Below are 22,546 nucleotides of genomic sequence, written 5' to 3'. Positions count from 1 at the left end.
GCCAGCAAAGGGTTGCTGACTGCTCCGGATGGATCGAGTCGCACAGTTTGAAGGTCCCGCGCAGCGCCGCTCCCAGCGCGCACCGAGACGACGCTTCCGTAGACAGTGGAGGCGATCGCTAGTGGTCACCTGACGGGCGGGCCCGGTGGCGCTTGACTTCGGACACCCTGCGCTTGTTGGTGAGCCGGCGTTCGATGGAACCCCGCGTGGGGCGGGTGCGACGTCTGGGTGGCGGCGGCGGGGCGAGTGCCTCCCGAATCAGCGCGGCGAGTCGCTCCCTGGCCAGGGCACGATTCTGCCGTTGTGAGCGGGACTCGGCCGAGACGACGGTGAGTACTGTGCCGCTCAGTCGCGAGCCCAGCCGGCGAAGGAGCCGGTCGCGCTGGTCGTCGTCGAAGGCCGTTGAGGTGCCGAGGTCCAGGGACAACTGCACCCGTGAGTCCGTGGTGTTGACGCCTTGACCTCCCGGCCCTGAGGCGTGCGAGAAGCGTTCCGAAAGTTCGGCGCCGGGTATCACCAGACCCTCTGGCATGCCCGGCCCCGGCGCAATCGGCAACTCGCTCACCCACCCCACACTAGGCGACGGCGTCAGCCTGCTGACGTCGCGGAACACCAAGGCCTACCACGGGCCGCCTGGAACGGGGTTGCCTTGATATCGGACCGCGCCGCCAACCCTGTGGCACCGAGCCCGGGAGTGCCCCCGCCGGACGATAGATTGTGCGCGGTTTGGTCGGGGGGGCGAGCCCGACTCCGACAGCGGCCAGCCAGACCCCCAACCACAGCGAGAGTCGGGCTTCGACCCGCGGACGAGGACACCAGCATGAACCAGACCGTCTCCTCGCCCCCCGGCGGTCGGGCAGGCGCGAGCGCCCGGGCCATCTCCCGAGGGAGCAAGTCGGTCCAGGAGGTCGCGCCCCGCGTCGCCATCCTCGGCGCCGGGGTGATCGGCCGGGTCCTGGCGGCCAGGCTGCATGAGGGCGGCGTCGACGTGACACTCGTGGCGCGGGGGAACTCCCTGGAGCGGCTGCGCGCGGAAGGCGTCAGGTTGCGGATGCGGGGGAGGCAGGAGCACGCCCTCGTCAGGATGGCGGATGCTGCTGACCCGGGACAGCACGACGTCGTCTTGCTGTGCGCGAGGGCCAGCGACCTCGACAGCATCCTGCCCGTCGTGGAGGCGATGGGCAGGCCGACCGTGGTGCCGACGATGCACCTGGGCAACCGTTGGCCGGACCTCGTCGAGCGCTTCGGTGAGGAGAGAATCGTGCGCGCGTTCCCGGGGCTCGGCGGCTACATCGATGAGTCGGGCACGGTGGAGTGGCTGAACCTCGGCGGCAAGCAGCCGAAACACAGTCGACGGGGAAGCGGTGCGCTTCAGCCAGGTCTGGACCGTTTTCCGAGCTTCAGGGCTGGCGCTGGCCCGCACCCGGGACATGGATGGCTGGATGAAGGTCCACGTTGTCCTGGTGGCCGCGCTCGCCGCCGCCATCCTGACTGCTGACGGCGACCTCAACGCGCTTGCGGCCGACCGGAGGCTCCTCAGGCGCTGCGTCGAGGCAACGCGGGATGGGTTCGACGCACTGGTGGACCAAGGGGTGCGGATCGCCCCGCGGTCCATCGAGGTTCTCTACCGGCGGATGCCCCGCTGGTTCGCGGTGGAGTACTGGCGACGGGCACTACCCGGTCCGGTGGGAGCCATCTCGATGGCACCACACGCCAGGTCGAGTGCCGGTGACGAGTTGCCCGTGCTGTGGGCGGAAGCCACAAGCCTGACCGGCGGTGGGCGTTCGGGGGCGTTCGGTCGTTTCCTCCAGCCGGTCACGGATCTCTGACCGGACGTCAGTTCCCGGTGATGGTCGCGAACAGGCCCAGTTGCGATTGTGACGAAGCCTTGTGGGAGTAAAGACTGCTCTCCAGACCGACGATGGCGACGAGCCTGTTGGCGTCGTCGACCACTTGCAGGGCCTCGTAGACGTGCCCGCCAGCCCGGGCGGGAAGCGAGTAGCTCACCGTCGCGGGACTGGCGGCCTCGCAGCGCTTGCGGTGCTCCACCAGCGACGTGCCGGCCACGTACGCCGGGCACAGGCCGTGGCCTTCTGCGACGAGGGAACTCACCATGTGGTGCCAGACCATCTTGCCCTCGCTGGGCAGCGGGCACATGTAGGAGTGCCAGCCGTAGGCCACTCGCCCGCGGACGGCGGGGGGCGTGACGATGCATCCGCCGCCGGTGGCGATGTAGTCCTGGAAGCGGAACGACTGCCTGGAACTCAGCACCGCCGGGCTGCCGACCGTCTGCGTCCAGAGCGTCTTGTCCGCGCCTCCGGCGTTGAACGGGAACAGCGACTGCGAAACCTGTGCGGGATCGACGGAATTCGGCGGCTTCCAGGGGAGTCTGGAGATCTCGGGTGCCAGCGAGCGGCCCGTCCCGCGTGGACTGGTGGAGCCGAACATGAAACCGATGGCGTTGACCGCGTTGGGATGGCTGTGGCCCGTCAGCCGAAGCTCGCTGAAGGACTGGCCCTGCGGTGTGACGTTGATGTAGGTCTCCGTGATCGGACTGTTGTTCCAGTAGAGCTTGATGCGGTTGCCGTCGGAGCCGGGGATCGCCCCGTAGGTGCCGGTTCGAACGGTTGGCTTGCCCAGGAAGGTGCGGGCCGTTCGGACGTCGCAGTCGCCGGCAGGCAATTGGGGAAGGCTCAGGAGGGAACGGTCCGACGAGTCCTGTTTGCTGGACAGGCAACCAGTGGGCGGGTCGGGAATGGGCGCCCGGAACTGTGCGTAGTCCTTCTCGACGGCCATGTCGAAGGTGTAGGCCCAGTAACTCTCGCGGAACGTGCCAAGCCGACCACCAGGATCGAGTTCGATGTTGGAAAGCCGGCCGATGCCCTTGGCCTGGGCTCCCGCATTGGTCTGGGTTATCAGGTTGCCGAGCGTGAAATGGCGACGCCCCTGCAGGAAGGCCGGAGCCGACTTCATCGGCGCGGCCGTCGGGTAGGTAACCGGCGTGCCCGAGCCGGGGGTGAAGCGGACCATGTTGTTGAAGACCCACTTGGTCACCCACCTGAACCCGCGGCTGCCCGAGCTTGTGGTGTAGGACTCGACGACGCGGGCCTCGATGTAGGAGCGGCAACCGTTGCGGCCGGTCACAGCAGTGTCGCACTCGGTGCGCCACTTCCGGCCATCGGTGGCCGTCCATGCGACCTTGCCGCCATCGACGCCGTTGGCGGCGAGCGGATTGGTGTTCCACAACGATCGGGCCGAGGCGGCGTAGGTCAGATTGTTGAACACCCAGCCGGTCTTCTGGACGAACCTGCCATTGACCTGGGTGACCTGTGTGGCCTGGATCTCAGTCCTGCACCGGGTGGTCTGCGAATACGGCTCGCAGGCGGTGTTCCAGAGCCGACCGTTCACCGTGTGCTCGCCGGGAGTGACGTACACGTCAACCTCTGCCTCCGCCTGCCCGGCGACCAGCATCAACGGCGCCGCCAAGACCGTCATCAGTGCAGACACAACCCACCGCGACCTGCGTATTCGCATTATCTCCCTGACGATTAATCCAGCTGTTCCAGCGAATCCTAACCCGGCGCCCCCCGACGCGGAACGCGGGGGCGGTTCCGCCGCTTGACCTCGAGGCGGCATTCGAAGCCTTGTTCGGTTATGATTTCTATCGATCACCTCCTTTCCGTTGGTGGATCGGAGGAACGGTGGAACGACTTAGGCCGGGAGTGGTCCTCTCGGAGCGGTATCGGCTGATTGGACACGTCGCCTCGGGTGGCATGGGCCAGGTCTGGGAAGCGCTCGATGACGTCCTGCAACGACGCGTGGCGCTCAAGATCATGCACCCCCACACCCAGGACGAGATCCGGCTGGCGGAGCGTTTCAAGGATGAAGCCCGGTTCGCCGCCCAGCTGGTCCACCCCAACATCGTGACCATCCACGACTACATCGAGTTCGAGGGCCTGTCCTTCCTCGTCATGGAGATGGTCGACGGCCTGACGCTGGGCGAGTTGCTCGCCCGCGGCCCTCTCACCCAGGAGCAGGTCCGGACGATGCTTTTCGAGCTGGCCTCGGCCCTGGTCGTCGCCCATGACGCGGGGATAATCCACCGCGACATCAAGCCGGCAAACGTACTGATCTCCGAAACCGGCGCCAAACTCACCGATTTCGGGATCGCCCGGTCAGTCGAGGGTCACTCGCACACCATCACTGGTCAGCTCCTGGGCACCGCACACTACCTGAGCCCGGAGCACGCCCTCGGTCAGCAGCTCGGGCCGGCTTCGGACATCTACGGCCTGGGAGTGCTCGCCCACGAGATGCTCACGGGCGTCAAGCCCTTCGATCGCGGTTCGCCCATCGCGACGGCGCTCGCGCACGTCCAGGACCCGCCGCCGCCGTTGCCCGCCGGAACTCCTGAGGACCTCGTCGAGCTGGTTGCGGCCTGCCTTGCGAAGGAGCCGGGGGACAGGCCGTCGGCCGAGCAGATCGCACGCATGCTGGAGGCGCCGGCCCCGGCCGCCACCGAGGCGCTTGAGGTCGTGGACCCCGACGCCACCATGGCCCTCCCGGTCCTACCGCGCCGGGGGATCCTGCAGAACTAGCCGACGTCGTCGGGACGTCTGCTGCGTCCCTGATGCCTCTCGATCGGGCCACGTGTCCCAATGGTTGACACGGGCTTGCGGGGTGCCTAGTGTTTTCCTGTCGTCGACGTAGGAGGTGCATGCAGATGTTGATCGTCTCTGCCGCCCTCGGTCGGCTGCGCGCGTTCGCAGCCTGATCGTCCCGCGCCCGGGCTCCGCCCTCCTGACGCCCACAGCGTCCCCCTCTTCCATGTTTTTCGCGTCTCAGACGACGCCGTCCGTCAGGACTCCAAAATGCGTGCAAAGCCCCGCGGGCGCTACGACTTCCCGCCTGCGATCCCACCCGGGTCGCGCCCCGACGTCCGCTCTCCCAGCCGGTTCCTGTTCTGGCTGATGGGCACTTACGGCTGGGTGGTCCCCGCGATGACCCTCGCCGCCTCGTCCTGGCTCGTCCCGGCAGCCCTCACCCCCTGGCTCCTGGGCCGGGCCATCGACGCCGGGGTCTCCCGCGGTGACGTCGCTGCCTCCAACGCGTGGGTGGGTCTCCTGCTGCTCGTGATCGCCGTCGGCGTCAGCGGCGGGATCATGTTCCACACCTTCGCGGTGCGGATGTGGCTGCTCGGCATCTACGGCATCCAGCGCCGCGTGTCCCGCCACGCGGTCCACCTGGGCCATGTCCTCAATCGCCGAGTGCCCACGGGGGAGGTGCTGAGCGTCTCGTCGTCGGACAGTGCACAGTTCGGTGCCACCATCGAGTCCTTCGGTCACGTCGTTGCCGCCGCCGTCAGCTTCTGCCTGGCCTCCGCGCTGATGCTGAACACGTCGCCAACCCTGGGCGCCGTCGTCCTCATCGCCACACCTCTCCTGCTGCTGGCTTCGACCCCTGTGCTGCGTCCGCTGAACCGCGCCCAGGCGGCCGAGAGGTCGGAGAGCTCCTCGCTCACCTCGCTGGCGACCGACATCGCCACGGGGCTTCGGATCCTCCGCGGCGTGGGCGGTGAGCGCACGTTCGCCGCCAATTACGAGCGACAGTCGCAGAAGGTCCGTGCGCTGGGAGTCCGGCTCGGCACCTGGCAGGCCGTGGTCGAGGCCACGAGCATCCTGTTGTCGGGGTTGCTGCTGGTCACGCTGGTGTACCTGGGCTCGCTGCGCCTGCTGGAGGGCACGCTGAGCGTGGGTGAACTCATCAGCTTCTTCGGTTATGCGGTGTTCCTGACCTCCCCCATGCAGACCTTCTTCGACTTCGCGCAGAAGTGGGTCCAGGGCCTGGTGGCCGCGCAGAAGACCATGTCGTTCCTGGGGACGCAGGTCCCGTGGCGGGAAACGGGCCACCCAGTCGCGGACACTCCCGTTCTCTTCGACGAGGAGTCCGGGGTGACGGTGCGCCCCGGCCGGATGCTCGGGATCGTGAGCGCCGATCCGGACGCGTCGGCGGCGCTCGCCGACCGGTTGGGCCGCTACCTGCCGCAGGAGAACCCGGAGCCGGTGGACGACGACGAACTGACAGGCCGCGCACGCAAGCTGGCCCGCCGCGAGCGGCTGGCCCAACGGGCACGCCGAGCCCGCGAGGACGCCGAACTGGCCGCCCGCCCCTGGGGTGTGACGGCCGACGGCCTCGACTACTCGCTGGTGGCCATCGACGACCTCAGGGAGAAGGTCGTCGTCTCGCACACGGGCGCGCTGCTGTTCTCCGGAACGCTGCAGACAGCCGTCGACCCGTGGGGCACCCACAGCCGCGAGGAGGCGGAACGGGCGCTCGTCGTCGCGGCCGCCGAGGACATCTACGGCTCGCTGCCCGGCGGCTGGCAGGGCCGGATAGACGAGAAGGGCCGCGGGCTCTCGGGTGGGCAGCGGCAGCGGATCATCCTTGCCCGCGCGCTCCTGCGGGACCCCGAGGTCCTCATTCTCGTCGAGCCGACGTCGGCGGTCGACGCGCACACCGAGGCGCGGATCGCCGAGCGGCTGGCGGAGCACCGACGTGGGCGCACCACCGTCGTGGTCACCGCCTCGCCGCTGCTGTTGCGGCACTGCGACGAGATCGCAGTCCTCGCCGACGGGCGCGAGATCGCCCGAGGGCTCCACGAGGATCTCCATGACCAACCCGACTATCGCCGCGTCGTCGCGCGCGGGATGGAGGACACCGATGAGTGAGCACCAACTGTCGGCCACCTCGGCCGCAACGTGGCGGGAGGGTCCGCCGTCGTCGCGGCTGCTTGCCGAGCTCGACGTGCCGCGCGGCGTTGGGCCGCGTCGTCGACTGGCGGCGCTGGTCCGGCGCCATCGGATCCGCGGCGCCACGGCCAAGGGCACCTACGCGGATGCCCGTTCCCCGCAGACCGGGTTTCCGGTGGCGACGTCGGCGCGGGCCCTGGGCTTTCTCGGGGCGCTCCTTCGGGGACGCCGCGCCGCGCTCGCCCTGGCGATCGCCTTCAACCTGGCGGCGGCGGGGGCGGGGCTGGTCGCCCCGTTCCTCCTGGGGCGGCTGGTGGACCAGGTCACGGGCGGTCTGCTCGACCGGGCTGGTCTGACCACGACGGTGTCGATCATCGCGGGCGTGATCGTCGCGCAGGCGCTGCTCACGTTCGCGGCGCGGCGGGCCTCCGCGGTCGTCGGCTACGACCTGCTGGCGGCGGCTCGCGAGGAGGTCGTCCGCATCGTCCTTCGGCTTCCGCTCGGCCACGTCGAGGCGTCCGGGTCCGGTGACCTGCTCACGCGGATCACCTCCGACGTGGCGAAGATGGCCACGGCGGCGCGATGGGCGTTCCCCAACCTCATCGTGTCGGTGGTCCTGATCGCCGCCGCCCTTGTCGCCATGCTGGTGAACTCCTGGTTGCTGACGCTCCCCATGCTTGGGACGGCGCTGGTCATGTGGCTGGGCGGACGCCACTACCTGGCTCGCGCCACTCCCGGCTACATCACCGAATCCCGGTCCTACTCCGTCATCAACACCACGACGACGGAGACGGTCGAGGGTGCCCGCACCGTCGAGGCCCTGGGTCTGGGCGAGCTGCGGACCGCGCAGATCGACGAGGACACCGAGGAGTCCGGCCAGGCCGAGCGGTACACGATGACCCTGCGCAACCTGCTGTTCGCCATGGTGGACTCCTCCTTCCAGCTCCCACTGGTCGGGGTGGTCCTGCTCGGTGTCTGGGGGTACTCCGAGGGCTGGGTCACCATCGGCCAGATCACGACGGCGGCGCTCTACATCTCGCAGCTTCAGGGGCCACTGGACAGGGTGATCGCCGTGCTGGACCACCTGCAGCTCGGGATCGTGTCCACCGCCCGGCTGATCGGGGTTGCACAGCTCGAGGACGACCGCACGCCTGGCGACGCCATGCCCACGGGTGTGAAGCTCACCGGCAACGGCCTCAGGTTCGGCTACCGCCCGGACGTGGACGTGCTGCACGGCGTCGACGTCGACCTCAGGCCGGGGGAGCGCCTGGCGATCGTCGGTCCGTCCGGGTCGGGCAAATCGACCCTCGGGCGGCTGGTGGCCGGGATCAACCGGCCGCGGACGGGTGAGGTCACCGTCGGTGGCGTCGACGTCATGGACCTCCCGCTGGACCGGCTCCGCACCGAGGTGGCGCTGGTCACCCAGGAACACCACGTGTTCGTCGGCACCGTCCGCGACAACGTGGTGCTGGCCCGGGAGACCACGGCCTCCGACGAGGAGGTCGAGCGGGCCCTCCGCGCCGTCGACGCCTGGGGATGGGTCTCGCGACGGCCGGGCGGTCTGGACGCCGAACTCGGACACGGCAAGGCCAGCCTCACGCCCGCGCAGGCGCAGCAGGTCGCCCTGGCCCGTCTCATCGTCGCGGACCCCCACACCCTGGTGCTGGACGAGGCGACGTCGCTCATCGACCCGTCGTCTGCGCGCCATCTGGAGGGGTCGCTCGCCGCGTTGCTGGAAGGCCGTGCTGTGATCGCGATCGCGCACCGGCTGCACACCGCCCATGACGCCGACCGGATCGCGGTGGTGGATTCCGGCCGCATCGTGGAGATCGGCTCACACCACGAGCTCCTTGAGCTCGACGGTCAGTACGCCGACCTGTGGCGGACTTGGCGGGACTAGAGCGGTCGAACCCCGTTCGGCCAGGCAGCGTCTGGTCGAACGGGGTTCCAGCTTGTTTGGCGACCCGACAGTGCGGCGCGGCACCGACCCGGGTTGACGCGCTGCCCGATTAGAGTGTCACCAGGGGGCGGACCGCTGGTCCGACAAAGGTGTCGAGACAAGGAGCCGTCATGCAGGACGCGCGGCGCGGGGTCCGTCTGGCCACGGTGCTGATCAACCTCGTCGTGCTCGTCATCGTCGTCGTGCTCGCGACGATGCTCATCCCGCAGCCCAGGACCGACGACCCGGACAGGCCGTCGGCCCCGAGGTCGGAGCCCGCCCCGCAGCCACGTTCCAGCTGAGCCGGATCCGGCCTCAGAAGGAGAGCCGGACCGGCTCCGGACCGAGCTCGACGGTTCCGGGGTCCACCACCTGGAACCCGTTGGCCTTGTAGGCCTCGTAGTCGAAGTTCTCCGTCTCGTCGTAGCCGAGCTTGTGGTACTCGTAGAACCCGTCCCAGTCCTCGTATCCGTCACCGAGTGAGTTCTCCAGGAACGCATCCGCCATGCCCGCGCCCAGCCGGGGGCCGGCCCAGAAGGCACCCATGGCCAGGACGTTGCAGTTGTTGGCCGTGGCGGCGCGACGGGCTGCCTCGACGCTCTCGGCGACGGCCGCGTGCACGTGCGGGCACTTGCTGGCGGCCACGTGGATACCCATCCCGCTGCCGCAGAACAGCAGTCCCTTCTCGAACTCCCCTTCCGAGATCTGCGAGCCCACCAGGAAGCCGACCCGGTGATACATCGGTGCGGTGTCCTTGTCGGGGGTGAGGTCTGTGACCTCCCAGCCCTTGCGCTCCAGGTGCTTCCTGACGTACTCCTTCAACGGGAAGCCGGCGAAGTCGGCACCCATCACAACTTGCTTGTCCTTGGTCGTCCTCACTTCGACGACACCTCCTTGTTCCTCTTGAACCAACGGAATCGATTGCGGCCGTTCAGGCCGCTGGTGGCAATGACGAGCAGCAGCACGCCGCCCCAGATCAGGTCTCGGTAGAAGTTGCTGATCTGGGGGAACAGGTTCAGCCCCGACGACAGGATCTGCAGGGTCACGATCGCCAGCACCACCCCGAAGAGTCTGCCGCTACCGCCGTTGGGGTTGACCCCACCGAGCACGACGATCAGGACCGTCAGCAGTGTGTAGACGACGCCGTAGTCCGCCTTCGCGGAGTTGTAGTTGGCGAGCATCACGAGGCCGGCCATCGACGCGAGCACACCCGAGAACATGTAGGTCCGCAGGAGCAGCCACGTCGAGTTGAGGCCACTGAACTTGGCGCTGGTGGCGTTGGTGCCCAGCATGTAGATCTTGGAACCGAAGGTCGTTCGGCTCATCACTAACCCGATGATGACGACGGCGACGACGAACACCACGAACTGCATCGGGATCACCCCGAACAGTCGCGCCGCCATGAAAGCGCTGTACTCCGGCGGCAGTCCTGAGATGGGGCTGCCGGCGGTGATGACGATCGCTATGCCCGTGAACAGCTCGAGCGTTCCGAGCGTGGCCAGGATGGCCGGGATCTTCACCTTCGCCACCAGGAACCCGTTGAGGAGGCCGGCGAGGGCGCCCAGGACCAGGGACGCCGCCATGGCCGCGATGATCGCCGTGGCACTGCCGCCGGGGGCGAGCGCCAGCATCACGCTCGCGGCGACGATGGAGGTCATGTTTGCGATCCCGACCACCGAGAGGTCGATGCCACCGGTGATCATGCACAGCATCACGCCCAGGGCCATGAGCCCGAACTCCGGGAACTGGACCGCCATCGAGATCCAGGTGGCGTCGTTGGCGAAGTTCCTCGGACGCAGCACGGCGAAGATCACCAGCAGGGCCAGGAGGATCACGACAAGGCGGGTGATGTGCGGGTCCAGGCGGGTTACCGAGGCCAGCCTCGCGCCGATGCCCTGCTTCGCAGGGGTAGTTGTGGTAGTCATAGGTCCATCCCCTCTCACGCCGCCACGATGCGGTTGCGCCTGCGTCGTCTGGTCAGCTGTACCGCGGAAATGCCGGTGCCGACGATGATGAGCACACCCAGTGCCACCCGCTGCCAGTAGGTGGGAACCCCCACCAGGATCATCGAGTTCTGCACCATGACGATCAGCAGCGTGCCGAGCATGGTGCCGGTGAGGCTGCCGGTGCCGCCGGTGATTGCCACACCGCCCAGTACGACGGCTGCGATGACCATGATCTCCATGCCCAGCAGGTTGGTCGGGTGCATCTGGCCCATCATCGACGTCCTCACCAGGCCACCGAGGGCGGCGATCACGCCTGCCATCACGTACAGCCAGAACTTGATCCGCCTGACCTTGAAGCCCGCGCGCACCGCGGAGTTCTCGTCACCACCGATGGCGTAGACCCCCCGCCCGAACATGGTGAACCTCATGACGAAGAACGCGATGGCCACGACGGCCACGAGCAGCAGGAAGGCCACCGGCATGCTGGAGGTCAGTCCGGACTCGGAGTTGCGCGCCACGAATAGGGTGGCCCGTCCGAACTCGGCCATCGACGGCGGCAGCGTCGGGATCTGCACCGACTCCAGCGCCCCCTGCATGATGCCCTTGAACACGTTGGCGGTTCCGAGGGTGATGATCAGCGTCGGGATGGCCAGTCGGGCGGCGAACACGCCGTTCAGCGCTCCGAGCACCGCGCCGACCACGATGACCAACACAAAGGGCAGCCACACGGCGCCGTCGTAGCCGTTGTCGACCAGGCCGCTCGTGACCGCATAGACCGCGAGCGAGGCCAGGGCGGGGAAGGAGACGTCGAGTCCACCGGAGACCAGCACCATGTAGGTGCCGACGGCGAACAGGCCCGGCACCACCATCGCGTTGGCGAGGTCGACGAGGTTGTTGGCCGTGAAGAACTGGCCGCTGCGGGCCTCGATGACCACGGCGAGCACGATGATCACGATCAGCAGGTAGAACTCGTTGGAGCGGACCAGCTTCTGGGCGAAGGCCTTCATCAGTTGGACCCCACTTCCAGCGGGCCACCGGTGATCATGTCAGACAGCTCCTGTTCGGTCTTGGTCCTGGGGTCCACCTCGCCGTCGATGCGGCCCTCCCGCAGCAGCAGCACACGGCTGCAGGTCTGCTTCAGCTCGCCGATGTCGTCGGAGATCACGATGATGCCCATGCCGCTGCGCGCGAGATCCATCAGCACCAGGTGGATGTCGGCCTTGGAGCCGATGTCCACGCCGACGGTGGGGCCGTTGAGGATGAGGATGTCGGGGTTGGTGGCCAGCCACTTGGCCAGCACGACGCGCTGCTGGTTGCCGCCGGAGAGCGTGTTGACCGGGTTGTCCGGATTCCGCGTGGCGATCTTCAGCTCGTCCACCCAGCGGCGCACCTCCGCGCGCCGCTTGCCGTGGTCGATCAGCCCGAGCGGGCCGGTCATGTTGTCGATCTCGGCGAGCACTATGTTGTCCGCGATTGAGCGCTCCAGGGCCAGGCCCTCCGTGAGCCGGTCCTCGGGCACGTAGCCGATGCCGTGGTCGATCGCGTCGGAGATGCTGTTGATCCGGGCCGGTTTGCCCGCCACCTCGATGGTTCCGGACTCGGCGGGGAACACGCCGAACAGGGACAGTGCGAGCTCCGTGCGGCCCGAGCCCAGCAGGCCGGTGATGCCCAGGATCTCGCCCTTGTGGAGCGTGAAGGAGACGTCGGAGAAGGCGCGGCTGAGGGTGAGGTCGGACACCTTGAGCACCGGCTCGCCGATGCCCTCGTCGTCGCTGAAGACGGTCTCCTCGAAGCCGCGGCCGGTCATGTATTCGGCGAAGGACTTGTGGTCGAGCTCTTCGGGCAGGCTGGTGATGACCTGCTTGCCGTTGCGCAGGATGGTGAACCGCTCGCTGATCTCGAACACCTCGCCGAGCTTGTGGCTGACGAACAGGATCGCGATCCCCCTGGACTGCAGGTCGAGGATCACGCGAAACAGGGCCTCGACCTCACGGTTGGTGAGTGCCGTCGTCGGCTCGTCCATGATGATGAGCTTGGTGTCGCTCATCAGCGCGCGGGAGATGGCCACCAGCTGCTTGTCTGCCACGGACAGGTCGCCGACGATGGCGTCCAGGTCCACGTGGAAGTTGATCTTCGCCACCGCCTCCTTGGCGATCCGGCGGAAGCGTCCCCAGTTCACGAGCTTGCGGTTGTCGGCCAGCTCGGTGTTGAGGGCGAGGTTCTCCATGACCGTGAGGTTGGGGAACACGGAGAAGTCCTGGTAGATGACCTGGACGCCGTTGTGGATGGCCTCGATGGGGGAGAGCCGGGTGTACTCACGGCCACCCATCTCGATGGTTCCGCTGTCCGGCGTGTAGACGCCGGAGATGATCTTGATGAGGGTCGACTTCCCGGAGCCGTTCTCGCCGGCCAGGCAGTGGATCTCGCCGGCCTTGATCTCCAGGTTGATGTTGTCGAGTGCCTTGACCCCGGCAAATGCCTTGCTGAGGCCGCGCACGGCGATGACGATGTCGTCAGCCATCTGCAGTCCTTCGGTGATAGGAGCGAGCGGGCGGGCGATCGGCCCGCACGCGTGTGGGATGGAGAAGGTGAACAACGGGGAGGGCGGACCCGTGGGCCCGCCCTCCCTGTTCGATCAGAAGCCGAACTCGTCGACGTTCTCAGCGTTGATGACGATCCAGCCTGCTCCCTCGAGCACCTTGTCGCTGCCCTCGGCGAACTTCATGTCCTCGTAGCCCTCGACACCGAGGTCCACACCGTCGGTGATCTCCTCGCCCTCGAGGATCAGTCGGGCCAGTTCAGCCATGGCGTAGCCGGCGTTGGCCGGGTCCCACAGCGTCAGCGACTTGACCAGACCCTTCTCCAGGATCTCCTTGTTGTCGGCCGGCATGCCGGTTCCGGAGGTGAAGACCTTGTCCTTCAGCCCGAGTTCCTCGATGGCGCGTGCCACGCCGGGGGCGTCGAACGATGAGGTGCCCATGATGCCCTTGAGCTCCGGGTAGGCCTTGAGGAGCTCCTTGGCCTTCTGGTAGGCCTTCTCGCCGTCGTCCTCGGACTCGACGCGGGGCTCGGCCTCGAGCAGCGTCATGTTCGGGTAGGCCTCCTTGGCCTTGGCGACGCCGCCGTCTGCCCACTCGTTGTGGGAGGCGTTGGTGACGTGACCGACCATCGTGGTGTAGACGCCCTCCTCGCCCATCGCCTCGGCGAGGTTGTCCATGATGAAGCCGCCGTAGTCGGCGTTGTTGAACGCCTCGATGTCGTACATCGTGTTCTCCTGGCTGGCGCCCTCGTGGGTCACGACGACGATGCCGGCGTCCATGGCCTCCTTGAGGACGGGCTCCAGTGCGCCGGGATCAACCGGCACGACGCCGATCGCGTCGACTTCCTGTGCGATCAGGTCGCGGATGACCTGCGACTGCATCGTCGCGTCGGTCTCAGCCGGTCCGCGCTGGAAGACGTCGAGGCCGGTGTCCTCGGCGTACTTCTTCACGCCGGTCTCCATCCGGACGAACCACGGGTTGGTGGAGTCCTTGGGGACGATGGCGATCGTGTAGTCGCCGCCTTCCGCGGCGGGGGCGTCGGTGCCGTTGTCGGTGGGTTCGGTGGTGTCCCCACCACAGGCCGTCAGTGCGATGCTTGCTACCGCAACCACACCGATGAACTTGCCGAGCAAGCGTCCTTGCTTCATCTCTGCTTCCTTTCGACGGTTCTTCGTCTGGCCCCCCTGCCGTAGGGGTGAGCCTTCCGGATGCCTGGCGCCAGCGCCCTGCGAAGAAGAGCACATTAAAGCGCTTCAATCCGATGGCACGACCGTATCGGTCCGTCGCCCAAGAAGGAAGTTGGGGTCCCGGATTGATACCGGAACGTGATCTTCGGGTTCGTGAGGGGCCGTCTTGGCCGAGCCGATAAGGTCGGGGCTGAGGGCTGAGGGCCCGTGGCTGACCTGGAACCGACGAGGGGATTGCGCCGGTGATACTGCTGATCGCTGTTCACGCGGTGCTCAGCATGCTCACGCCCGCTTTCAGCCGGTTCCTGAAGTCTCGCACGTTCTACCTCCTGGCTCTCGCCCCCCTGGCAGCCGGCCTGTGGCTGGTCTCGGTTGCGCCGACGGTGCTCGCCGGCGGTGTGATCCGCCAGGACTTCTCCTGGATCCCGATGCTGGGGGTCGACATCTCGCACCGCCTGGGTCTGGTGCAGTGGGTGCTCGCCATGATCGTCAGCTGGGTGGGTGCGCTCGTCCTGCTCTTCTGCCGCTGGTACTTCTCCGCCAGATTCCCCGCCCGCAGCGCTGCCCTGTTGCTGGCATTCGCCGGCGCGATGCTCGGCCTCGTCACCGCCGACGACCTGGTCATGCTCTACGTGTACTGGGAACTGACCACCGTCCTGTCCTACCTGCTGATCGGCCACGACCCGACCCGCCGCGCCAACCGTGGCGCCGCGCACACCGCCCTGATCGTCACCACCTTCGGCGGCCTGGTGATGTTGCTGGGGATCATCGGCCTCGGTTACCGCGCCGGATCGTTCTCCCTGGCGGAAATCCTGTCCGACCCGCCCACCGGACCGCTGGTGACCGCCAGCGTGCTCGCGATGCTCGTCGGGGCCATGAGCAAGTCAGCCATGGTGCCGTTCCACTTCTGGCTGCCCGGCGCCATGGCAGCGCCGACCCCCATCTCGGCCTACCTGCACGCCGCGGCGATGGTCAAGGCGGGCGTCTACCTGGTGGCCGTCCTGTCCCCGGTCTTCGCGGGCATCCCGTTCTGGCGGCCGACGGTGATGGTGCTGGGCTCGGTGACCATGATCCTGGGTGGTTTGCGCGCGCTCCGGCAGAAGGACCTGAAGCTGCTGCTGGCCTACGGCACCGTCAGCCAGCTGGGTTTCATGATCCTGCTCGTCGGACTCGGCAGCCAGACCGCCGCTCTGGCCGGCATGGCCGTGGTCATCAGCCACGCGCTGTTCAAGTCCGCCCTGTTCCTGCTCGTCGGCATCATCGACCAGGCGGCCGGGACCCGCGACATGGACGAGCTCAACGGCGTGATGTACCGCGCGCCCGTGCTCGCCGTCGGCGGGGCCCTGGCCGTGATGTCCATGGCGGGGCTGCCGCCGACGGTGGGCTTCATCGCCAAGGAGGCGGCCTTCGAGTCCCTCAACTACCTGGTGCTCGGCGATGCTGGCGTGGTCACGCCGCTGGCGGGGATGGCGTTCGCCGTCGCCGTCGTGTTCGGTTCGGTGATCACGGTGGCCTACTCGCTGCGCTGGTGGTGGGGCGCGTTCGCGCCCAAACGCACCGACGTCGTCCTCAACTGGAAGGCGCCCCCGGCGCTCAAGCTTGGCATCCCGGCCCTGCTCGCGCTCCTTGGGCTGGTGGGCGGCTTCATGGGCGAGGAGTTGACGGCGGTGCTGCGTCCCTACGCGGCCTCGCATTCCACCGGCGTCCCCGGCCACGGGCTGGCGCTGTGGCACGGTTTCGGCTGGCCGTTGCTGATGACGACGGTGGCCGTCGGGCTCGGCGTCGCGTTCTTCGCCTTCCGCGAGCAGATCTCGGCTGTCCAGGCCACGTTCCCCAAGATCCGTACGGCGGAGGAGACCTACCACCGCGGCCTGCGCAGCCTGGACCGGGTGGCCGTCGAGGTGACGGCGCGCTCGCAGAGCGGCTCCTTGTCGGTCTACCTGGGCATCATCCTGGTCACGCTCGTCTCGCTGGCCACCTTCGCGATGCTCCGCATCCGGGTCTGGCCCAGCTACCGGATCTTCGACGACTGGGCTCAGCTGATCGTCGCGGCGGTCGTCGCCTCGGCCGGGGTGCTGGCGGCCTGGTCCCGTGGCCGGATCCGGGCCGTGGTGCTGGTCGGCGTCACCGGCTACGGCCTGGCTCTGCTGTTCGCGATGCACGGCGCTCCGGACCTCGCGCTCACCCAGGCGCTCGTCGAGACCGTGACGCTGGTGGTCTTCATCCTGGTGCTGCGCAAGATGCCGCGGTACTTCACCAACCGGCCGCTCACCTCCACCAGGTGGTGGCGCGTGGTGGTGGCGGTGGCCGCCGGACTGACGGCAACCTTGACAGCCCTGGTCGGCATCGGGGCCCGCGTGGCCGAACCCGTCTCGCTCCGCTGGCCCGAGGCCGCCTACGAGTACGGCTACGGCAAGAACGTGGTCAACGTCGCGCTGGTCGACATCCGCGCCTGGGACACGCTGGGCGAGATCTCGGTCCTGGTGATCGCGGCCACCGGCGTCGCTTCGCTGATCTTCCTGCGCTCGCGGGTGGGCGTCCTCAGCAGCACCGCCGACGCGCTGGCCGCCCGGGACCAGGAACTGCAGGCGGACTCTAACCCCGGGGTCTGGCTCAGGGCCGGCCAGACCCTCCACCCCGCCGTGCGCTCGCTGGTGTTCGAGGTGATCGTGCGCATCCTGTTCGGCGTCGTGATGGTGGTCTCGGTCTACCTGCTCTTCGCCGGCCACAACCGTCCCGGCGGCGGGTTCGCAGGCGGCCTGGTGGCCGGGATGGCGCTGGTCCTGCGATATCTCGCTGCGGGGCGTCACGAACTCGACGAGGCCATCCCGTTCGACGCCGGACGCCTGTTGGGTGCTGGCCTGTTCTGTGCGCTGCTGGCAGCCATCTCGCCGCTGTTCGTCGGCGGTGTCGTCCTGCAGAGCTTCGAGGTCACGGTGAACCTGCCCGGCCCGGACGTCTGGGTGCTGCCCTGGGGTGCTGAGCTCCCGATGTTCGGGGAGCTCCACGTCGTCAGCTCGACGCTGTTCGACATCGGTGTCTATCTGGTGGTCGTCGGCGTCATGCTCGACCTCGTGCGCAGCCTCGGTTCCGGCATCGACATGCAGAGCGATTCCGACGACGCCCCCACCCCGCTCCCGCTCTCCGCCAAGGCCCTGCCTGCGAAGGGGAACCGCTGATGACCGCCAACCTGACCCTCGCCGTCCTCGCGGGCGTCCTCGTGGCGTGCGGCGTCTACCTCCTGCTGGAACGCTCCCTGACGCGCATCCTGCTGGGCGTGATCCTGGCCAGCAACGGCGTGAACCTGCTGTTCCTGGTGGCCTCGGGCGGGAACGGGGGTGCGCCGATCATCGGGGACACGCCGGTTGAGGAGATGTCGGACCCACTGCCCGAGGCCATGGTCCTGACCGCCATCGTCATCACCCTCGCGACCGCCGCGTTCGTGCTGACGATGGCCTACCGGAGCTTCCAGTTGCACGGCAACGACGAGGTGGCCGACGACCTCGAGGACGCCCGTATCCGGGAACTCGCGGCCCACGACGAGGCCTCCGAGTCCTATGAGGAGACCGTGTTCACCGACGCCGGCGAGGATGCGGTGGTGAGCGAATGATCAACCTCCTGACACTGCCAGTGCTGTTGCCGATCTTCGGTGCCGCGGTCGCGCTGGCGCTGCCCCGCCGGCCCAGGTTGCAGCGTTCGATCTCGATCCTGAGCCTCAGCGGCGTCGTGCTGGTGGCCGCGATCCTGATCCGGCAGACGGACTCGCAGGGCACCGTCGCGTTCTGGGTGGCCGGTTGGGACGACGCGCTGGGGATCGTTCTGGTGGCCGACCGGCTGTCGGCGCTCATGCTCTTCGTGGCCTCCGTCGTGGCGCTCTCGGTGCTGCTGTTCGCCCAGGGGCAGGACGAGGACGAGGTCCGCCGCGAGACACCGGTGTCGATCTTCCACCCGACCTTCCTGCTCCTGATAGCCGGCGTGGCCAACGCGTTCCTCGCGGGGGACCTGTTCAACCTGTTCGTCGGTTTCGAGATGCTGTTGTTCGCCTCCTATGTGCTGCTGACGCTGGGGGGCACAGCGGACCGCATCCGCGCTGGCACCACCTACACGGTCGTCAGCCTCCTCAGCTCGGCGCTGTTCCTCACCGCCATCGCCGCCATCTACGGGGCCACCGGCACCGTCAACCTGGCCCAGTTGTCGGTCCGGCTCGCCGACCTCACCCAGCCGGTCCAGCTGCTGCTCCAACTCATGTTGCTGGTGGTCTTCGCGATCAAGGCCGCGGTGTTCCCGCTGTCGGCCTGGCTCCCGGACTCCTACCCGACGGCGCCCGCCCCGGTCACCGCCGTGTTCGCAGGGCTGCTGACCAAGGTGGGCATCTACGCCATCATCCGCACCCAGACGCTGTTGTTCCCCGACAGCCCACTGTCGGAGATCCTGCTGGTGGCCGCGCTGCTGACGATGCTCATCGGCATCCTGGGCGCCGTCGCGCAGGTGGAGATCAAGCGCATGCTGTCGTTCACCCTCGTGTCGCACCTCGGATACATGGTGATGGGGGTGGCGCTCGCCAACGACGCGGGCCTCGCCGCGACGATCTACTACACCGCCCACCACATCACCATCCAGGCCGCGCTGTTCCTGGTGGCAGGGCTGATCGAGCGTCGCGGCGGTACCACCCACCTCGACGGGCTCGGCGGGCTCATGAAGGCCGCCCCCTTCCTGGCTGTGCTGTTCCTCGTCCCCGCGATGAACCTCGGCGGGATCCCGCCCATGAGCGGGTTCATCGGGAAGCTCGGTCTCCTGTCCGCCGGTGCCCAGCTGGGCACCCCGCTGGCCTGGATCGTGATGGCCGGAGGCGTCGCCACCAGCCTCCTGACGCTGATGGCGATGGCGAAGGTCTGGAACCGGGCGTTCTGGGGCGTCTCGCCGCAGGAGCGGGAGGCCTCCGACGCCGCCGTCGCACCAGTGCCGGGTGCACCCGCTTCGGACGCCGGCGAGCAGCGGGCGGCCGCGGTGGCGGCGCCCGGCGTCGTCGGTGTCGTCGTCGAGGACGAGGAGGATTTGGCGCAGGAGATCGAACGGCACAAGAACCCGATGCCGCCCCTGATGGCGGCCGCCACCACGGGTCTCATCCTGTTCAGCCTCGCCCTGACGGTGTTCGCTGGCCCGCTCTACGACTACGCCGCCCGCGCCGCTGACGGGCTCCGCGACGGCAGCTATGTGGCCGCCGTCCTGCCGGAGGGGGAGCGATGAACACCGAACCGGTCCGCCAGAAGGGTTGGAAGAAGAGCGAATGGCGCTCGGGGCCGAGCTTCCTGCCGCTGTCGGTGGTCGTGATGACCGGCGTCTGGGTCTTCCTCTGGGGTGACTTCGCGCCCTTCGGCATCATTTCGGGCATCGCAATCGCGTGGTTGGTCAAGGCCCAGTTCCCGATGCCGCCGGTCTACTGGCCCGGCACGCTGCACCCGCTCGGCGCGATCCGCCTCCTGTACGCCCTGCTCCGCGACCTGGTGGTGTCCTCCTGGCGGGTGGTCCGCCTCACGCTGGACCCGCGTCGCGAACTGCGCCCCGGAATTGTGCGGGTAAGCCAGTACACCGACGTCGACCTCTACCAGGTGCAGGTGGCCGAGTTGATCTCGCTGGTGCCCGGAACCGTGGTCGTCGAGCTCGTGAGCAACCCGCGACGCCTGTACCTGCACGTCCTCGACATGGACGAGAACCACGACGCCGAGGCCGTGCGGGCCATGGCCACCGAGATCGAGCACCGCGTGCTCGAGGCGTTCGGCAGCAGGGACGAGCAGGACAGGTTCGCGCGGGAGCACGACCGGCCGGTGCGGCGGCGCCGGTCCGGTTTCATGGACCGCTGGGAGATCGAACAATGATCTCTATCATCACCGACCTCGTCCTTTCCCTTGCTGCGATCATCATCGGCGCAGCCGGGCTGATCGGTGTCGGGCGCATCGTCGCCGGGCCCAGCTCGATCGACAGGATCATCGCCTCGGACCTGATGGTCGCCATCGTGATCGGCGGCGTGGCCCTGTGGATCGTCCACACGGGGCAGGACAACCTGCTGGTGGTGCTGCTGGTCCTGAGCATGCTCGGCTTCACGGGTGCCACCGCGCTTGCCCGGTTGCTGGGTGACAGGGCAGCGCTGGCTCGCAGGCACAAGGACAAGGACAAGGAGGCGCGGCCATGAGTGAGTGGCTCGATCTTCTCGGTGCCCTGGTGTTCCTGGTCGGAGCGTTCCTCTGCCTCGTGACCGCGATCGCACTGGTGCGCTTCCCCGACGTCCTGACCAAGATGCACTCCATCACCAAGCCGCAGGTGCTCGGGATGGTGCTCGTCGCCACTGGCACCACCCTCACCTTGCGCACCTGGTGGGTGTTCGCGGTGTGCTCGGTGATGGTCGCGCTGCAGCTGCTCACCTCTCCGGTGTCGGCCACCATGCTTTCCCGCTCCGCCTTCCGGTCCGGCCTGGTCGACGAGGACCTGCTCGTCATGAACGACCTCTCCGACGACCTGGCCCGGGCCGGCTACAAGCTGACCGAGCGGCAGCCGATGTCGCCCACGGGCCCTGAAGCTGACTTCAGTTCCGCCGATTTCGTCGCGGACGACGAGCCGACCGCCGCCGAACAGGATGAGGTGGTCATGGAGGGGACCCAGCCGGAGGCGTCCGCTCAGCGGGAGGATGCGGAGGCCGGGTTGCCGGCAGACGACGTCGGCGCCCCGCGCGACGATGCCTTGCGCGAGGCTGGCGAGGGGGAAAGCCACTCGTGAGCGCTGGTTGAAGCGCTTCAAACTGAGCTAGGCTTGGTCCACCCGGACTTGCCGGGAACGCATCAAGGAGGTGCGCCATGGACCCCGACGAAGCGGTCGCGGCGGATTCGGTACCGGGCAGCGCGGGGAGGGTACGTCTCAGCGACGTGGCCCGGCACGTGGGCGTCTCCATCGGAACCGTCTCCAACGTCCTGAACCATCCCGAACGGGTCGCGCCCGCGACCCAGACGACGGTGCTGGCGGCCATCCGGGAACTGGGCTTCGTGCCCAACCAGTCGGCACGGGTGCTCACCGGAGCGCCGAGCAACGTGATCGCCCTGGTCGTGCTGGACGTGATGAGCCCGTTCTTCATGGAGGCCGCCGACGCCGTCGAGCGGCTCGCGAGGGAGCGCGGGCACGTCGTGATGTTGTGCAACTCCCAGAACGATCGCGCCAAGGAGGCCGAGCTGCTGCACCTGCTGGGTGGCCAACGGGTGCGCGGCGTGGTCCTCGTCCCGGCGGCCGGTGACGACCCCGTCGCTGAGCGGATCCGCGGTCGTCTTCCTGTCGTCCTCATGGACCACGAGGGCGTGGAGGACTGCTGCTCCGTCGCGGTCGACGACGTGTCCGGGGCAGACATGGCCGCGACGCACCTGCTCGGGCTGGGCCACCGTCGGCTCGCTTTCGTCGGGGGCCCGCGGGACCTGCGCCAGATGTCGCAGCGCGCGTTGGGGATGCGACGGGCGCTCGAACGTGCGGGCTTCGATCCCGCGGCGGCGCTGACCGAGGTCTACGTCGAGACCGGAATAGGAATCCGGGCAGGGATGGAAGCTGCCGAAAGACTGCTTTCTGCTGGGCTGCCGACGGGCATCGTCTGTGGCAACGACATGCTCGCATTCGGCGTCTACCGTGTGCTCCATCGCGCCGGGATCGCCGTCCCGGACGACGTCGCGCTCATCGGTTACGACGACATCGACGTCGCGGCGGATTGGATCGTGCCGCTCACCTCCGTTCGGCAGCCAACCCAGGAGATGGGGTACCGGGCCGCGCAACTCCTGTTGGAGGACACCGGCCAGCCCGGGCACGTGCACCAACACGTCCAGCTGCAACCGGAGCTTGTCGTGCGCAACTCGTGCGGCGCGTTGATGGTCCCCAACCGCCACTCCGCGGTGGCGGGCTGACCCGGGCAGTTCCGGAACTTGGCGCGGAACGAAAAGGGCTCCCACCCGGTCGGCACGGGGGATTGCCGATCCCGGGCGGGAGCGCTTCGATGCCACTTTCGTGACAACGGAAACACTATCCAATCCGAGGGTCAATGTGGCTCTTCACAATCGAGGGTGTAGGTGGGGTCTGAAGCCGCCGGTCTCGAGTAGGGATCTGGCGATGTAGTTGGTGAGGTTGCGGAACCCGAGGGCGGAGCCGCGTAGGTGTTCGAGTC

General features: G+C 68.0%; 20 protein-coding genes. 13 read left to right on the top strand and 7 right to left on the bottom strand.

Annotated elements, in window-relative coordinates; all coding sequences use genetic code 11:
* Positions 1-118 precede the first annotated feature (118 nt).
* Entirely contained in the window at positions 119-565 is a 447-nt protein-coding gene (gene arfB, locus LKO27_RS11290) for an alternative ribosome rescue aminoacyl-tRNA hydrolase ArfB (RefSeq protein ID WP_227737618.1), read from the bottom strand.
* A gap of 255 nt (positions 566-820) precedes the next feature.
* Here arfB and LKO27_RS11285 point away from each other — a divergent pair, with 255 nt between their 5' ends.
* Both LKO27_RS11285 and LKO27_RS11280 read left to right on the top strand, forming a co-directional pair.
* On the top strand, positions 821-1,498 hold the full coding sequence (locus tag LKO27_RS11285) for a ketopantoate reductase family protein (RefSeq protein WP_227737617.1): 678 nt from the start codon (positions 821-823) through the stop codon (positions 1,496-1,498).
* Positions 1,443-1,829, top strand: a complete 387-nt coding sequence (locus LKO27_RS11280; RefSeq protein ID WP_227737616.1) for a hypothetical protein — start codon at positions 1,443-1,445, stop codon at positions 1,827-1,829. Before LKO27_RS11285 ends, LKO27_RS11280 begins: the two co-directional genes overlap by 56 nt.
* A 7-nt stretch (positions 1,830-1,836) precedes the next feature.
* Here LKO27_RS11280 and LKO27_RS11275 read toward each other — a convergent pair whose 3' ends face one another.
* Positions 1,837-3,495: a hypothetical protein gene (locus LKO27_RS11275; protein ID WP_227737615.1), complete on the bottom strand. Its 1,659-nt coding sequence runs from the start codon at positions 3,493-3,495 to the stop codon at positions 1,837-1,839.
* A gap of 206 nt (positions 3,496-3,701) precedes the next feature.
* On the opposite strand from LKO27_RS11275, the gene LKO27_RS11270 reads away from it, so the two are divergent.
* The 4 genes from LKO27_RS11270 to LKO27_RS11255 all read left to right on the top strand — a co-directional run bounded on the left by LKO27_RS11270 (position 3,702) and on the right by LKO27_RS11255 (position 8,987).
* Positions 3,702-4,595 carry a serine/threonine-protein kinase gene (locus tag LKO27_RS11270; protein ID WP_227737614.1) on the top strand — a complete coding sequence of 298 codons (894 nt, stop codon included), beginning with the start codon at positions 3,702-3,704 and terminating at the stop codon, positions 4,593-4,595.
* A gap of 273 nt (positions 4,596-4,868) precedes the next feature.
* Positions 4,869-6,725: an ABC transporter ATP-binding protein gene (locus LKO27_RS11265; protein WP_227737613.1), complete on the top strand. Its 1,857-nt coding sequence runs from the start codon at positions 4,869-4,871 to the stop codon at positions 6,723-6,725.
* Entirely contained in the window at positions 6,718-8,646 is a 1,929-nt protein-coding gene (locus tag LKO27_RS11260; protein ID WP_227737612.1) for an ABC transporter ATP-binding protein, read from the top strand. Before LKO27_RS11265 ends, LKO27_RS11260 begins: the two co-directional genes overlap by 8 nt.
* A gap of 170 nt (positions 8,647-8,816) precedes the next feature.
* On the top strand, positions 8,817-8,987 hold the full coding sequence (locus LKO27_RS11255) for a hypothetical protein (RefSeq protein WP_227737611.1): 171 nt from the start codon (positions 8,817-8,819) through the stop codon (positions 8,985-8,987).
* Between the two features lie 13 nt (positions 8,988-9,000).
* Here the strand turns inward: LKO27_RS11255 and LKO27_RS11250 are convergent, their stop codons facing one another.
* The 5 genes from LKO27_RS11250 to LKO27_RS11230 form a co-directional block, all read right to left on the bottom strand.
* On the bottom strand, positions 9,001-9,564 hold the full coding sequence (locus LKO27_RS11250; RefSeq protein WP_227737610.1) for an RpiB/LacA/LacB family sugar-phosphate isomerase: 564 nt from the start codon (positions 9,562-9,564) through the stop codon (positions 9,001-9,003).
* The gene (locus LKO27_RS11245) at positions 9,561-10,610 is read right to left on the bottom strand and encodes an ABC transporter permease (RefSeq protein WP_227737609.1); all 1,050 of its coding nucleotides are present in this window, start codon (positions 10,608-10,610) and stop codon (positions 9,561-9,563) included. The genes LKO27_RS11250 and LKO27_RS11245 overlap by 4 nt, the downstream gene beginning before the upstream one ends.
* A gap of 14 nt (positions 10,611-10,624) precedes the next feature.
* Positions 10,625-11,638 carry an ABC transporter permease gene (locus LKO27_RS11240; RefSeq protein WP_227737608.1) on the bottom strand — a complete coding sequence of 338 codons (1,014 nt, stop codon included), beginning with the start codon at positions 11,636-11,638 and terminating at the stop codon, positions 10,625-10,627.
* Complete coding sequence (locus LKO27_RS11235; RefSeq protein WP_227737607.1) at positions 11,638-13,152, bottom strand: sugar ABC transporter ATP-binding protein; 1,515 nt, start codon at positions 13,150-13,152, stop codon at positions 11,638-11,640. The genes LKO27_RS11240 and LKO27_RS11235 overlap by 1 nt, the downstream gene beginning before the upstream one ends.
* Before the next feature lie 114 nt (positions 13,153-13,266).
* Positions 13,267-14,319 (bottom strand): autoinducer 2 ABC transporter substrate-binding protein, encoded by a 1,053-nt coding sequence (locus LKO27_RS11230; protein ID WP_227737606.1) that lies wholly within the window; start codon positions 14,317-14,319, stop codon positions 13,267-13,269.
* A 281-nt stretch (positions 14,320-14,600) separates the two neighbouring features.
* On the opposite strand from LKO27_RS11230, the gene LKO27_RS11225 reads away from it, so the two are divergent.
* The 7 genes from LKO27_RS11225 (at position 14,601) to LKO27_RS11195 (ending at position 22,289) form a co-directional block, all read left to right on the top strand.
* Complete coding sequence (locus LKO27_RS11225; protein WP_227737605.1) at positions 14,601-17,537, top strand: Na+/H+ antiporter subunit A; 2,937 nt, start codon at positions 14,601-14,603, stop codon at positions 17,535-17,537.
* Complete coding sequence (locus LKO27_RS11220) at positions 17,537-17,968, top strand: Na(+)/H(+) antiporter subunit C (RefSeq protein WP_227737604.1); 432 nt, start codon at positions 17,537-17,539, stop codon at positions 17,966-17,968. The genes LKO27_RS11225 and LKO27_RS11220 overlap by 1 nt, the downstream gene beginning before the upstream one ends.
* Positions 17,965-19,605, top strand: coding sequence for a Na+/H+ antiporter subunit D (locus LKO27_RS11215; RefSeq protein ID WP_227737603.1), 1,641 nt, complete (start codon positions 17,965-17,967; stop codon positions 19,603-19,605). Before LKO27_RS11220 ends, LKO27_RS11215 begins: the two co-directional genes overlap by 4 nt.
* Complete coding sequence (locus LKO27_RS11210; protein ID WP_227737602.1) at positions 19,602-20,234, top strand: Na+/H+ antiporter subunit E; 633 nt, start codon at positions 19,602-19,604, stop codon at positions 20,232-20,234. The genes LKO27_RS11215 and LKO27_RS11210 overlap by 4 nt, the downstream gene beginning before the upstream one ends.
* Complete coding sequence (locus LKO27_RS11205) at positions 20,231-20,548, top strand: monovalent cation/H+ antiporter complex subunit F (protein WP_227737601.1); 318 nt, start codon at positions 20,231-20,233, stop codon at positions 20,546-20,548. Before LKO27_RS11210 ends, LKO27_RS11205 begins: the two co-directional genes overlap by 4 nt.
* Complete coding sequence (gene mnhG, locus LKO27_RS11200; RefSeq protein ID WP_227737600.1) at positions 20,545-21,129, top strand: monovalent cation/H(+) antiporter subunit G; 585 nt, start codon at positions 20,545-20,547, stop codon at positions 21,127-21,129. Before LKO27_RS11205 ends, mnhG begins: the two co-directional genes overlap by 4 nt.
* A gap of 77 nt (positions 21,130-21,206) precedes the next feature.
* Positions 21,207-22,289 carry a LacI family DNA-binding transcriptional regulator gene (locus LKO27_RS11195; RefSeq protein ID WP_227737599.1) on the top strand — a complete coding sequence of 361 codons (1,083 nt, stop codon included), beginning with the start codon at positions 21,207-21,209 and terminating at the stop codon, positions 22,287-22,289.
* The last annotated feature ends 257 nt before the right edge of the window (positions 22,290-22,546 follow it).

This window comes from Tessaracoccus sp. OS52 (assembly GCF_020687685.1).
Taxonomy (GTDB): Bacteria; Actinomycetota; Actinomycetes; order Propionibacteriales; family Propionibacteriaceae; genus Arachnia.
This window is presented reverse-complemented; position numbering and strand designations above follow the sequence as displayed.